A 12,386-nucleotide genomic window follows, 5' to 3' on the forward strand; every position below is an offset into this window, starting at 1 on the left:
AAGCTGGAAACACCTTCTGGCGACGTGATTTTTCTGTGAGAGCCCCCGCACGGCACCGCTAGTACGATCCGCCAACCGGCACGACCCGATGGCGAGGGACTCCTTCATGATGGCGCTCCGAGCGGCAGTTGCATTCGTACTGGGCGCATCATCGATCGTCCGCCCCGCGCACGCGCAGGACGCCGACGAACTTGCCAAACAGCTTTCCAATCCCGTCGCCAACCTGATCAGCGTGCCGCTGCAGTTCAACTACGACGACGGCATCGGGCCCGCCGATGACGGCAGCAAGGCCTTGCTCAATGTGCAGCCGGTGATTCCGGTCTCGATCAGCGAAAAGTGGAACCTGATTTCACGCACGATCATTCCGATCGCCTACCAGGACGACATCTTCCCGGGCGCGGGCAGCCAGTTCGGCTCGGGCGACATATTGCAGTCCTTGTTCTTCTCGCCCAAGGCGCCGACCAGCTCGGGCTGGGTCTGGGGCGTGGGGCCGGTATTGAACCTGCCCACCGCGAGCAACGACCTGCTCGGCGCGAACCAGTGGGGCGCGGGACCGACCGCCGTCGTGCTCAAGCAGACCCATGCCGGCTGGACCTTCGGCACATTGGTGAACCATGTCTGGTCGTTCGGCGGCGGCGACAATCGCGCCGACATCAGCAACACGTTCCTGCAGCCGTTCGTGTCGAAGGGCCTGGGTGAGGGCCGGACTGTCACCGTCAACCTGGAGTCGACGTACGACTGGAAATCCGAGCAATGGACGGTGCCTATCAACTTTGGTTACAGCAAGGTCAGCAAGATCGGCAAGCAGCTCGTCAGCTACCAGGGCGGCGTCCGCTATTACCTCGAAGCTCCCGACAGCGGCGCCGAATGGGGCCTGCGGTTCGCCTTCACTCTGCTCTTTCCGGAGCACTGACGAACAGCAGTTCCCGCAGCGCCAGCGCATCCGGAACTGCGCGCCCTGCGGCCGTGTTGTCGAAGATCACCCACGGCGGCTGAGCCATCGAAACGCGCGACACCTGGCCAGCGAGCCCGGCAAGGTCGTCCTGCGAGTAGCCGCTGTAGTACATCTTCGGCGATCCATGCAGACGCCAGTATCGGAACGATCCTTCCGCCGGTACGCGCGCCTCATCGCACGGTGGCGGGTCTGCAGCAACCATGCCCATGTCGAACTCGGCCAGGCTATCGCGCGCCTGCGCCGTGAACCAGCTGGAATGGCGCGGCTCGCAGACGCACCCACCCGTCCACCGCTCCCTGAGCGTGCGCAAGAAGGCACCCGCATCGCGCGCATGAAAATCGAGACTTGGCGGCAATTGCAGCAGCAAGACCGACAGACGATCTCCGAGTCCGGTCACTTCCGCGATGAAGCGATCCAGCAATCCCGCGGTGCCACGCAGCCGTGCAACGTGGGAAATGCTCTTTGGCACTTTGGCCGAGAACCGGAACGACGCCGGGACGCTCGCTGCCCAACGCTCGTACGTCCTGCGTTGATGGGGCCGGTAGAAAGAGGAATTTATTTCGACGGCGTCGAACACCGTCGCATAGCGCGAGAGAACGCTGTCGCCTTGGCCGAACGCGTCGCGGTTCGCGGCAGGAATGGACCAGCCGGCGCAACCAACGCGAGCGTGCGGAACCTTCCGGACAAGACGGGTGGACATGGAGAACTGCTCCTGGGCCGCCTGCAGGGGCAGGATCGCACCTGGGCAGCCTGACTGCAGTCAGGTTCGCACCAGGCGATGCGCGCGTTAAGGCGCGCGCGTTAAGGCGATAGACACACCATTCACTCCGCCGTCGCCAACATCACGACAAGCCCGGAGTCGACTGGAGTGGAGCAATGGCGACGAAGAAGAAGACCACCCCTCGCAAACGTCCCGGTGCAGTCAGGAGCGACGCCAGATCCGCTGCCGACCGACGCGGCAATGGCGACGAGCTGCACCAGCGCAGCGGCGGCACGCATCCGGCGCTGACCACCAACCAGGGCATCCCCGTCTCCGACAACCAGAACTCCCTGCGCGCCGGGCATCGTGGCCCGAGCCTGCTGGAGGACTTCGTCCTGCGGGAGAAGATCACCCACTTCGATCACGAGCGCATCCCCGAGCGCATCGTGCATGCGCGCGGTTCCGGTGCCCACGGTTACTTCGAACTGAGCAAGTCCCTGCAGCGCTACACCACGGCCCGGCTGCTGACCGAGGTGGGCGTGCGCACGCCTGTGTTCACCCGCTTCTCCACCGTGGCTGGCGGTGCCGGCTCGGTGGACACGCCGCGAGACGTGCGTGGCTTCGCCGTCAAGTTCTATACCCAGGAGGGAAACTGGGATCTGGTCGGCAACAACATTCCGGTGTTCTTCATCCAGGACGCGATCAAGTTTCCGGACCTGATCCACTCGGTGAAGATGGAGCCTGATCGCGGTTTCCCCCAGGCGGCGTCGGCGCACGACACATTCTGGGATTTCATATCGCTCACACCCGAAGCGATGCACATGATCATGTGGGCCATGTCGGACCGGACCATCCCGCGCTCCTTGCGGATGATCGAAGGCTTTGGCATCCACAGCTTCCGTCTGATCAATCGCAAAGGCGAGAGCACCTTCGTGAAGTTCCATTGGCGCCCCCGGCTGGGACTGCAATCCACGGTATGGGACGAAGCGGTGAAGCTGGCCGGCGCCGACCCGGATTTCCACCGCCGCGATCTGTTCGAATCGATCCAGTCGGGAAATTTCCCGGAGTGGGATTTCGGCGTGCAATTGTTCACCCAGGAGCAGGCCGACCGCTTCCCATTCGATCATCTCGATGCCACCAAGCTGATCCCCGAAGAACTGGTGCCACTGCAGATCATCGGACGCATGGTGCTGGATCGCTGGCCAGACAATTTCTTTGCCGAGACCGAACAGGTCGCCTACTGCCCGGCCAACATCGTGCCGGGTATCGATTTCAGCAACGATCCGCTGCTGCAGGGACGCCTGTTCTCCTATCTGGACACGCAGTTGCTGCGCCTGGGCGGGCCAAACTTCCACCAGATCCCGGTCAACGCGCCCAAATGCCCCTTCGCCAATCTGCAGCGCGACGGACACATGCAGATGGCGGTGCCGCATGGCCGCGTAAGTTACGAGCCCAGCTCGCTGCAGCCCGACACGCCAAGGGAGACGACCGCAGGCTTCAGCAGCCACGCAACTCCCGCCGAGGCGGAGGACAAGGGAAGGATCCGAGCCGACACCTTTGCAGACCATTACAGCCAGGCGCGCCTGTTCTTCCGCAGCCAGACGCCGCCGGAACAGGCGCACATCGCCTCGGCTCTGGTATTCGAACTGTCGAAGGTGGAGACAGTCCACGTGCGTGCCGCGATGGTGGGTCACCTGCGTCACGTCGATCCGGAGTTGGCCAGGCGCGTTGCCACCGGGCTGGGCATGGCGCAGATTCCTCCGGCGCCGGCGGCGGCCGTGGCGCCGATCGACATGAAGCCTTCCCCTGCCCTGCAGATCATTGGCAAGATGAAGGACACGCTGGTCGGCCGCGTCATCGGCATCCTGGTCAACGACGGCTCCAGTGCCAACACGGTGCGCAACCTGCGCAAGGCCGCAGAAGACGCCGGAGCCCGGGTGAAGATCGTCGCGCCCAGGGTCGGCGGCGTCACCCTGGACAATGGCAAGCCGCTCGCCGCCGATGGCCAGCTGGCAGGCACGCCGTCGCTGGTGTTCGACGCGGTGGCGATCGTGTTGTCTGACGAAGGTGGCGAACTGTTGGCGCAGGAAGCCGCCGCGGTGGACTTCGTCCGCGATGCTTATGGCCATCTCAAGGCCATAGCCTTCGACGTGGGCGCAACCGCCCTATTGCAGGCGGGCGGCATCGACGAGGATGCCGGCGTGGTGATGGCAAACGATCGCGAAGCGTTCATTGCCGCCGCCAGGACCCGGCAATGGGATCGGGAGCCGCTGCTGCGTACGCTGGCCTGACGTGTTCCTTGGAACAAAAAAAGCCCCGCATTCGCGGGGCTTTTTCCTGTGCTCAGGCAAGTCTGATCACGCAACTCGATCAGGCAAACGGATCCTGCAGCACGATGTTCGCGTCGCGGTCCGGACCGGTCGAGACGATCGCCAGCGGGCAGCCGGCCAGCTCTTCCAGCGCGCGCAGGTAGGCGCGTGCGGCAGCCGGCAGCTTGTCCCACTCGGTGACGTTGTGGGTGTTCTCTTCCCAGCCCGGGAACTCCAGGTACACCGGCGTGCACTCTTCCCAGCCGGCCGCGTCGAGCGGTGCGTACTCGGTGCGCTTGCCGCGGTACTCGTACGCGATGCAGATCTTCAGCTTCTCCATGCCGTCGAGCACGTCGAGCTTGGTGATGCACAGACCGGTGATGCCGTTGACGGCCACCGCGCGACGCAGCGCGACGATGTCCATCCAGCCGCAGCGACGCGGACGACCCGTGGTGGCGCCGTATTCCGCGCCGCGATCACGCAGGCCCTGGCCGACCTCGTCGTCGAGCTCGGTCGGGAACGGACCGCCACCGACGCGCGTGGCGTAGGCCTTGGCGATGCCGAGCACGTAGTCGATCGCGTCCGCGCCCACACCGGTGCCGGCATACGCGCCACCGACGGTGGTGTTGGACGAGGTCACGTACGGATAGGTGCCGTGGTCGATGTCGAGCAGCGAACCCTGAGCGCCTTCGAACAGCACGCGCTTGCCCTGCTTGCGCAGCTCGTGAAGGATGCCGGCGACGTCGGACTTCATCGGCTCGACGTACTCACCGAAGGCCAGTGCCTCGTCGAGCGTCTGCTGGAAGTCGACCGCGTCCACGCCCAGGTACTTGGTCAGGACGAAGTTGTGGTAGTCCATCGTGCTGCGCAGCTTCTCGGCGAGCTGCTGCGGGTAATGCAGGTCTGCGATGCGGATGCCGCGACGCGCCACCTTGTCCTCATAGGCCGGACCGATGCCGCGACCGGTGGTGCCGATCGCCTTGCCGCCGGCGGCCTTCTCGCGGGCCTGATCCAGGGCGATGTGGTACGGCATGATCAGCGGCGTGGCCGGGCTGATCTTCAGGCGCGAACGCACTTCGACACCGTTGCCCTCGAGCTCGCCGATTTCCTTCTGCAGCGCGGCCGGGGACAGCACCACGCCGTTGCCGATCAGGCACAGCGCGTCGGGGCGCAGGATGCCGGACGGAATCAGGTGCAGGACGGTCTTCTTGCCGCCGATGACGAGGGTGTGGCCGGCATTGTGGCCGCCCTGGAAGCGCACGACGGCGCCGATCTCCTTGGTGAGCAGATCGACGATCTTGCCCTTGCCTTCATCGCCCCATTGGGCACCGAGAACGACGACTGACTGACCCATTGCCAAGCTCCTGACTCCGTTGCATTGAGGACCGGCGCAATGCCGGGCTGCCGCGAGGACCCGCAAACAGCAAGAAAGCCGGAGGGGCGCAGGGCCCCGTCCGGCTTTTGTGCATTATCCGGGTTTTGGGGTACCGGGGCCACCCCGAAAGCGGGATTGGACAGATTCAGACGGGTGGACCGTCACCTCGCCTTCACCCCAATCCCCACCCCGGCCCGAGCGCATGGCGCCAATCCGAAGACCTGGCTTTTGATTTAGAGCCGCACCAGCCACAAAGACAGCAGCCCCAGCCCCACCACCACCGCCCCGACCACCCGCAGGTGCCGGTCCGGCAGCGCGTGCAGCTGCTCGGCGGCACGCTTCCAGCCACGCGGCGCTATGAAGAGGAACAACCCCTCCAGCACCGCCACCAGGCACAGCGCCGACACCAGCTCCAGCACCATGGCTCAGGCGCGCCCGGTCAGCGGTCCGACTTGAGGTATTGCAGGAACGGATCGTCGCGATCGAGCACGATCACGCCCTCGCCGTCGGCGAACGCCTTGCGGTACGCCTCCAGGCTGCGCTGGAACGCATAGAACGACGGATCCTTGTTGGCCGCCTGCGCATACAGGCGCGTGGCCTCGGCATCGCCCTCGCCGCGCAGCTTCTGCGCATCGCGCTCGGCCTCGGCCACGATCACCAGCTTCTCGCGATCGGCCTGGGCACGGATCGCCTGCGCCTGCTCGACGCCTTCGGCGCGCAGCTGGCTGGCCACCTGCAGACGCTGGCTGCGCATCTGGTTGTAGACCGAACCGACCACGTTGCTGTCCTGCGGCAGCTCGATGCGCTTGATGCGGATGTCGACGATCTTCACGCCCAGCGTCGCCGCGCCCGTATTGATCGCGACCAGCTGCTTGCCGATCACCGAGGTGCGGTCACCGGAAACCACCTGCTGCAGCGTGCGCGCATTGATTTCGTTGCGCAGCGAGTCCTTGATGATCGGCGCCAGGCGCTCGACCGCGGTGACCTCGTCGCCGCCGGTGGCGCGGTAGAACGCACGCGAATTCTCGATGCGGCCCAGGGCGAAGAAATCGACGCTGACGTTCTGCTTGTCGGCCGTCAGGTAACGCTCCGGCTCGGCGTCGAGCACTTGCAGGCGACGGTCGAACACGCGCGCGGTTTCAACCAGCGGCCACTTGAAATGCAGGCCCGGACCAATGTCGGTGCGCACCACGCGACCGAGGTTGAGCACGATCGCGGTACGGCCTTCGGTCACCACGAACACCGAGCCGAGCAGCGCGAACAGGGCGGCCACCACGGCGGCGATCCAAAGGGAGAATCTCATCGGGTCACCTCATCACGACCGGTCGGCCGGCTCGGTCGCGTGCTGCGACCACTGTCGGCGGGCTCGTTGGTAATCGTCGGCGGCAACAGCTCCGGCGTCAGCAGCGGCGCACCGGCCGCTGTCGAACCACCACCGCGCTTGTCCGGCATCGGCACGTAGATCAGCTGGCGCGAATCGCCGCCGATGATCTTGCGGTTGTCGCTGAGCACTTCCTGCAGCGTGTCCAGCCACAGGCGCTTGCGGGTCACATCCGGCGCGGCCTTGTACTGGTCGACCAGCAGCGAGAAGCGGTTGGCGTCGCCTTCGGCGCGGGCGACCGACGAGGTCTTGTAGCCCTCGGCCGCAGTGCGCACGCGCGAAGCTTCACCGCGCGCTTCCGGCACGACCTGCTTGGCGTAGGCCTGGGCCTGGTTGATCGCGGTGGTCTTGTCGGCGGCGGCGCGCTGCACTTCGTCGAACGCGTCCTTCACTTCATCCGGCGGACGCGCGTTGGGCAGGTTCAACTCGGTCACGACCAGGCCGGTGCGGTAATCCTGCAGGGAGGCCTGCAGGCGATGGCGCACGGTCACCGTCAATTCGGAGCGCGCATTGAGCACGGTATCGAGATCGGAGCGGCCGACCTGCTCGCGCACCGCACTCTGCGCGGCTTCCTTGAGCACGCGGTCGGCATCGCGCGAACCGAACAGGTACAGCTGCGGATCGCCGATGCGGTACTGCACGTTGATCTCGACGTTGACCATGTTGGCGTCGCGGGTGAACACGGGCACGGTGTCGCTGTACGCGTTGGACTGGGTCGCGTTGACCTTGGTCACGCGCTCGATCGGCCACGGCGCCTTGAAGTGCGGGCCCGGCTGCAGCACGCGCGAAAACTGGCCGAAACGCAGCACCACGCCGCGCTCCTGCTCGGTCACCAGCACGAAGCAGTTGAACACCAGCCACAGGCCGATGACGATCGCCACCCAGCGCAGGACGTTGCCGCCGCCGCCGGCGCCACCTCCGAAGAGGCCACGCAGGGGGTCGAGCAAGGCATCCAGGCCGCGGCCATTGGGTCTGCGCCGCGGGGTTCGACCGTTCGAACCGCCGGAATTGTCACTACCGGGTGTATTCCAGGCCATGCCTGCTCCAAGAAGGGGATGCATCCGCTGCCGCGTTCAGACATGCGGGCGTCGGTCGATTCTAGGTGGGGGTGCGACGGGGCTCAAGCAAGGCGATTGCCCGCTCAGGCGGCATATTCGTCTTCTTCGGGCGGCAACAGCGGCCGCAGGACCTCGCCGTGGGCCTGCACGAACAACCTTTGGGCATCGGCCAGGGCCAGGTCGACATTGATGACCCAGCCGTGTTCGTCGTGGTCCTCGCTGCGCACCGCGCCCAGTTCGTGCAGTCGCGCGCGCAGGCGCGCCGCTTGTGGCGGCAGGCGCAGTTCGCCGGTGACGTGGCGCAGCTCCAGCGCTTCGGCCAGGCCCTGGCGCAGCAGGTCGAGGCCACGGCCGTCGCGGGCCGACAGCCACACGCGCATGCGACCTTCGGCCGGACGGTCCAGTCGCGGTTCGACCGCTTCAGCGCTTTCCGCGCCAGCACCGAGCTTGTCGATCTTGTTGAACACCAGCAGCTGCGGCAGGTCGCCGGCCCCGATGTCCTTGAGCACGGCGTCGACCTGGGCAATGCGCTCGTCGCGCAGCGGATCGGCGGCATCGACCACGTGGATGAGCAGATCGGCCTCGCGCGCTTCCGACAGGGTCGAGCGGAATGCGGCCACCAGTTCGTGCGGCAGGTCGCGAACGAAACCGACGGTATCGGCCAGCACCACGTTGCCGCCCGACAGCTCGATGCGGCGCACGGTCGGGTCGAGCGTGGCGAACAACTGATCGGCGGCATAGGCCTCCGCGCCGGTCATTGCATTGAACAGCGTCGACTTGCCGGCGTTGGTGTAGCCGACCAGGGCGACGCGCGGCATCTCGCTGCGCATGCGGGCGCGGCGCATCTGGGTGCGCTGAACCTCGACTTTTTCCAGACGCTTCTGCAGTTGCTCCAGGCGCTTCTGCAGCAGGCGCCGGTCGGTTTCCAGCTGGGTTTCACCGGGGCCGCGCAGGCCGATCGAACCGCCGCGCTGGCGCTCAAGGTGGGTCCAGCCGCGCACCAGGCGCGTGGCCATGTGCTTGAGCTGCGCCAGTTCGACCTGCAGCTTGCCGTCGTGGCTGTGCGCACGCTGGGCGAAGATGTCGAGGATCAGGCCGGTGCGGTCGACGACGCGACGCTTGAGCTCGCGCTCGAGGTTGCGCTCCTGGCCCGGCGACAGCGGATGGTTGATCAGGATCAGGTCGGCACCGGTGGCCTCGGCCGCGGCCTTGACCTCTTCGAGCTTGCCGCTGCCGATCAGCATGGCCGCGTTCGGGCGGTCGATGCGCGCGGTCAGGACCGCTGCCACGGTGGCTCCGGCCGAGCGTGCCAGATCGGCGAACTCTTCCAGCAGGCCCTCGTCCGGCGGACCGCCGGCATGGGGCTGGATCAATAGCGCGTGTTCGCCTTTTCGGGATCTTTCAAACAAGCCGGGTCATGCCTGAGCGGGGGACAGGATCACAAGATGGGCATGAACAGCCCCGCAAACAAGGGCGGCAGCCCCTGCCCGGTCGCGGGAGGGGCTTGAGCATGGCCGCTGGCGCGCTGGACGGCTTATTCGGCCTCGTCGACCGGGCCTTCGCCATCGCCTTCGGGAGACTGCACGTAACCGCCGCCCGGCCCGACGCGGACGTTGCGCGCCGGCACGACGGTGGAGATCGCGTGCTTGTAGACCATCTGGCTCACGGTATTGCGCAACAGCACCACAAACTGGTCGAACGACTCGATCGTGCCCTGAAGCTTGATGCCGTTGACCAGGTACACCGAAACGGGCACGCGTTCGCGGCGCAACGCATTCAGGAAAGGATCCTGCAAAGACTGTCCCTTGGACATGGTGTAGCTCCCCAACTCGTTCTAGTTATAAGGGCGGCGTGGTACAGGGTGGCATGGCCGACAAGGTCGCCAGAACCTGTCCCCACAGCGGCGACCGGGACCGATGGTAGCGCAAACCCCCCTGACGCACCCGTCTGGATGCCGCCCTTTGCGACCGGGTCAACGCCTCGCCGGGATGTCCATGAACATCGCCCGGGCCTGCTCCAGTCGCGGCCGTTGCAGTTGCGGGTCGAACCACTGCGCATCGAGCTCGCCACGCAGCCAGGTGAGCTGGCGCTTGGCCAGCTGGCGGGTGGCGTAGACCCCCAGGTCGCGCATCTGCGCCGCCGTGCTGGCCCCGTCCAGATGCTCCCAGGCCTGGCGGTAGCCGACCGCGCGCAGCGCTGGCAGCTCCAGCGGCCGGGGATGATCGCGCAGCCCGGGTTGTGCGCGCAGCGCCCGGACTTCGTCGAGGAAGCCATCTGCCAGCATCTGGTCGAAGCGGCGCTCGATCCGCGCGTGCAGCAGCGCGCGGTCGTCTGGCGCCAGCACCAGCTTGAGCACTCGCAGCGGCAGGCGCGGCACCTGCGCGCGATCGCGCCGCCAGTCGCTGATGCTGCGTCCGGACAGGCGGTGGACCTCGAGCGCCCGCTGGATGCGCTGGGCGTCGGTGGCGTGGATCCGGGCCGCGGCCTCGGGGTCGATGCGGGCGAGCTGCGCATGCATCGCGGCCCAGCCGCATTGGCCGGCCTCGGCTTCGATCTGCGCACGCACGGCCGGGTCGGCCTCCGGCATCGGCGACAGACCCTGCAGCAGCGCGTGGAGGTACAGGCCGGTGCCGCCGGCGAGGATCGGCAGGCGACCACGGGCGACGATGTCGTCGAGCGCGCGCCGGGCATCCACCGCGAACTCGGCGGCCGAGTACGGCTGCCAGGGTTCGCGCAGGTCGATGAGGTGGTGCGGCACGCGCGCCCGTTCGTCGGCGGTCGGCTTGGCCGCGCCGATGTCGAGCCGGCGGTAGACCAGAGCCGAATCGACGCTGACGATCTCGCCACCGAACCGCTCGGCCCACTCCAGCGCAAGCGCGGTCTTGCCCGAAGCGGTCGGGCCCATCAGGGCAATCGCGATGGGACGCGAGTCGGCGGGCATGGGACGGCGGGCGGTTGGCGATGCGGACGCGTAGCCTCGCACAGGCACCGGTCGGGCGGAACCGTTGCCGGTGCAACCGTGTCGCGACGCACCATCGCGGCGCGACGCGCTGGCCTCTCCACAGTTCTTGTGGAGAACCACTGGGGCAAGGCTGTTGATAACCTGCTCCACGCCTTTGCCAGCAATGCTTCCCGGGTGTTTGTCCATTTTTTGGCCAGCGTGTTCGCGCTGTCCACAATGCCTGTGGACAAACCTGCGGACAGCGATGTGGGCAGATGACGGACAGGCTGCTGTGACGGGGCCTGCACCATCCTGGCCAATAAATCACCAGCGAAATTTGTTGACTTGGCGCACGGATTCGGCATGTCCGCGGCGACCGCCGTCGCCGTGATCGCATCGACGCCCTGGTGCCCGGAATGGTCACCTTGCGGGCACTTCACGGCCACCATGGGCTTCTATCCACAAAGCCTGTGGACAAGCCTGCGGACAGTTGTGTGGAGAGCACGCTGCACGCCTTGCGGCATAAGGAATGCAAGAGGGGTGGCGAACAATTGACCAGCAAAAAAGGTTGACTTGTGCGGTGTGCGCACTATTCGTCGTCGGGCCACCTGGGCATGGACGGCGTCGACTTCGCCCGCGGCAGCGTCTGCGCAGCCAGCGCGCTCCACACCTTCAGTGCATCCACGGTTGCTGCGACGTCGTGCACGCGCACCAGCTTCGCGCCGCGCTGCGCGGCGATCAGGTGGGCCGCCACCGAGCCATGGACGCGATCACGCGGCTCGCTGCGGCCGGTGATCTCGCCGATGGTCTTCTTGCGCGAGAGCCCGGCCAGCACCGGCACACCGAGTTCGGCGAAGCGTTCGAGTTGCGCGAGCAGCAGCAGGTTGTGCTGCGTGTCCTTGCCAAAACCGAAACCCGGATCGACGACGATGTTCTTCTTGGCGATGCCGGCCATCTCGGCGGCAAAGATGCGCTCGGCGAGGAAGCGATGAACTTCGGCAACGACGTCGTCGTACTGCGGCGACTGTTGCATCGAGCGCGGCTCTCCCCGCATGTGCATGAGCACCACCGGTACGCGCAGCTCCGCCGCGGCATCGAGCGCGCCTTCGCGACGCAATGCGTACACATCGTTGATCATGCCCGCGCCGGCCTGCACCGCAGCGCGCATGACTTCGGGTTTGGAGGTGTCGATGCTGATCGGCAGCGTGGTCTCGCGCGCCAGGCGCTCGATCACCGGGATGGTGCGGCGCAGTTCTTCCTCGAGGCTGACTTCATCGGCACCGGGGCGCGTGGATTCGCCACCGATGTCGAGGATGTCGGCGCCCTCCCCCGCCAGCTTCAATCCGTGCGCTACCGCGGCTTCGAGGGTGTCATGCGAGCCGCCATCGGAGAACGAGTCGGGCGTGACGTTGACGATGCCCATCACGCGCGGGCGATCGAGCACCAGCGGGCGGCCGTTGCAGTCGAGGGTGAGGGTGGTGTCGAACATGCGGGGGTCCTGGGCGTGTGCGTGCGCAGGGTAGCCCGGTGCGGCTCGGGGGGGAACCTGCCGGGTTGGGGGCGGCGCTGCGCTTCCTTCGACTTCGCTGCGCTACGCTCAGGACGAACGGAGTCCCCCCTCACCGTTCGTCCTGAGCGTAGCGCCGCAGGCGCGAAGTCGAAGGACC

Annotated in this window: 12 protein-coding genes; 3 read left to right on the forward strand and 9 right to left on the reverse strand. The window is 66.5% G+C overall.

Annotation, left to right across the window (positions count from 1 at the left end; genetic code table 11):
• Positions 1 to 106: 106 nt before the first annotated feature.
• Positions 107 to 913 carry a transporter gene (locus tag AB4Y64_RS15805; protein ID WP_441817420.1) on the forward strand — a complete coding sequence of 269 codons (807 nt, stop codon included), beginning with the start codon at positions 107 to 109 and terminating at the stop codon, positions 911 to 913.
• Here AB4Y64_RS15805 and AB4Y64_RS15810 read toward each other — a convergent pair.
• The gene (locus AB4Y64_RS15810) at positions 888 to 1,655 is read right to left on the reverse strand and encodes a DUF72 domain-containing protein (RefSeq protein ID WP_441817421.1); all 768 of its coding nucleotides are present in this window, start codon (positions 1,653 to 1,655) and stop codon (positions 888 to 890) included. The genes AB4Y64_RS15805 and AB4Y64_RS15810 overlap by 26 nt on opposite strands.
• A 176-nt stretch (positions 1,656 to 1,831) precedes the next feature.
• On the opposite strand from AB4Y64_RS15810, the gene AB4Y64_RS15815 reads away from it, so the two are divergent.
• Entirely contained in the window at positions 1,832 to 3,946 is a 2,115-nt protein-coding gene (locus AB4Y64_RS15815; protein WP_441817422.1) for a catalase, read from the forward strand.
• A 79-nt stretch (positions 3,947 to 4,025) separates the two neighbouring features.
• On the opposite strand, the gene AB4Y64_RS15820 is transcribed toward AB4Y64_RS15815, so the two are convergent.
• The 7 genes from AB4Y64_RS15820 to miaA all read right to left on the reverse strand — a co-directional run bounded on the left by AB4Y64_RS15820 (position 4,026) and on the right by miaA (position 10,719).
• Positions 4,026 to 5,318 carry an adenylosuccinate synthase gene (locus AB4Y64_RS15820; RefSeq protein WP_441817423.1) on the reverse strand — a complete coding sequence of 431 codons (1,293 nt, stop codon included), beginning with the start codon at positions 5,316 to 5,318 and terminating at the stop codon, positions 4,026 to 4,028.
• A 254-nt stretch (positions 5,319 to 5,572) separates the two neighbouring features.
• Positions 5,573 to 5,761: a DUF2065 domain-containing protein gene (locus AB4Y64_RS15825; RefSeq protein ID WP_441817424.1), complete on the reverse strand. Its 189-nt coding sequence runs from the start codon at positions 5,759 to 5,761 to the stop codon at positions 5,573 to 5,575.
• 17 nt (positions 5,762 to 5,778) lie between these two features.
• Positions 5,779 to 6,642: a protease modulator HflC gene (hflC, locus tag AB4Y64_RS15830; protein ID WP_441817425.1), complete on the reverse strand. Its 864-nt coding sequence runs from the start codon at positions 6,640 to 6,642 to the stop codon at positions 5,779 to 5,781.
• The gene (hflK, locus tag AB4Y64_RS15835; protein WP_441817426.1) at positions 6,639 to 7,757 is read right to left on the reverse strand and encodes an FtsH protease activity modulator HflK; all 1,119 of its coding nucleotides are present in this window, start codon (positions 7,755 to 7,757) and stop codon (positions 6,639 to 6,641) included. Before hflK ends, hflC begins: the two co-directional genes overlap by 4 nt.
• Before the next feature lie 104 nt (positions 7,758 to 7,861).
• A complete protein-coding gene (hflX, locus tag AB4Y64_RS15840; protein WP_441817427.1) occupies positions 7,862 to 9,187 on the reverse strand; it encodes a ribosome rescue GTPase HflX in 1,326 nt (441 codons plus the stop codon).
• A 125-nt stretch (positions 9,188 to 9,312) separates the two neighbouring features.
• Positions 9,313 to 9,591, reverse strand: a complete 279-nt coding sequence (gene hfq, locus AB4Y64_RS15845) for an RNA chaperone Hfq (protein ID WP_441817428.1) — start codon at positions 9,589 to 9,591, stop codon at positions 9,313 to 9,315.
• A gap of 159 nt (positions 9,592 to 9,750) precedes the next feature.
• Positions 9,751 to 10,719 (reverse strand): tRNA (adenosine(37)-N6)-dimethylallyltransferase MiaA, encoded by a 969-nt coding sequence (gene miaA / locus AB4Y64_RS15850; protein ID WP_441817429.1) that lies wholly within the window; start codon positions 10,717 to 10,719, stop codon positions 9,751 to 9,753.
• Between the two features lie 78 nt (positions 10,720 to 10,797).
• Here miaA and AB4Y64_RS15855 point away from each other — a divergent pair, with 78 nt between their 5' ends.
• A complete protein-coding gene (locus AB4Y64_RS15855) occupies positions 10,798 to 10,998 on the forward strand; it encodes a hypothetical protein (protein WP_441817430.1) in 201 nt (66 codons plus the stop codon).
• Between the two features lie 310 nt (positions 10,999 to 11,308).
• Here AB4Y64_RS15855 and folP read toward each other — a convergent pair whose 3' ends face one another.
• Positions 11,309 to 12,208 (reverse strand): dihydropteroate synthase, encoded by a 900-nt coding sequence (gene folP, locus AB4Y64_RS15860; protein WP_441817431.1) that lies wholly within the window; start codon positions 12,206 to 12,208, stop codon positions 11,309 to 11,311.
• Positions 12,209 to 12,386 lie beyond the last annotated feature (178 nt).

Origin of the sequence: Lysobacter sp. TAF61, assembly GCF_052113485.1 — a bacterium.
GTDB lineage: Bacteria > Pseudomonadota > Gammaproteobacteria > Xanthomonadales > Xanthomonadaceae > Lysobacter_J.

Bases quoted from the DNA above. Each gene is read 5' to 3' on its own strand.
- AB4Y64_RS15805 (WP_441817420.1), top strand. From the start codon at position 107: ATGATGGCGCTCCGAGCGGCAGTTGCATTCGTACTGGGCGCATCATCG.
- AB4Y64_RS15810 (WP_441817421.1), bottom strand. From the start codon at position 1,655: ATGTCCACCCGTCTTGTCCGGAAGGTTCCGCACGCTCGCGTTGGTTGC.
- AB4Y64_RS15815 (WP_441817422.1), top strand. From the start codon at position 1,832: ATGGCGACGAAGAAGAAGACCACCCCTCGCAAACGTCCCGGTGCAGTC.
- AB4Y64_RS15820 (WP_441817423.1), bottom strand. From the start codon at position 5,318: ATGGGTCAGTCAGTCGTCGTTCTCGGTGCCCAATGGGGCGATGAAGGC.
- AB4Y64_RS15825 (WP_441817424.1), bottom strand. From the start codon at position 5,761: ATGGTGCTGGAGCTGGTGTCGGCGCTGTGCCTGGTGGCGGTGCTGGAG.
- hflC (WP_441817425.1), bottom strand. From the start codon at position 6,642: ATGAGATTCTCCCTTTGGATCGCCGCCGTGGTGGCCGCCCTGTTCGCG.
- hflK (WP_441817426.1), bottom strand. From the start codon at position 7,757: ATGGCCTGGAATACACCCGGTAGTGACAATTCCGGCGGTTCGAACGGT.
- hfq (WP_441817428.1), bottom strand. From the start codon at position 9,591: ATGTCCAAGGGACAGTCTTTGCAGGATCCTTTCCTGAATGCGTTGCGC.
- miaA (WP_441817429.1), bottom strand. From the start codon at position 10,719: ATGCCCGCCGACTCGCGTCCCATCGCGATTGCCCTGATGGGCCCGACC.
- folP (WP_441817431.1), bottom strand. From the start codon at position 12,208: ATGTTCGACACCACCCTCACCCTCGACTGCAACGGCCGCCCGCTGGTG.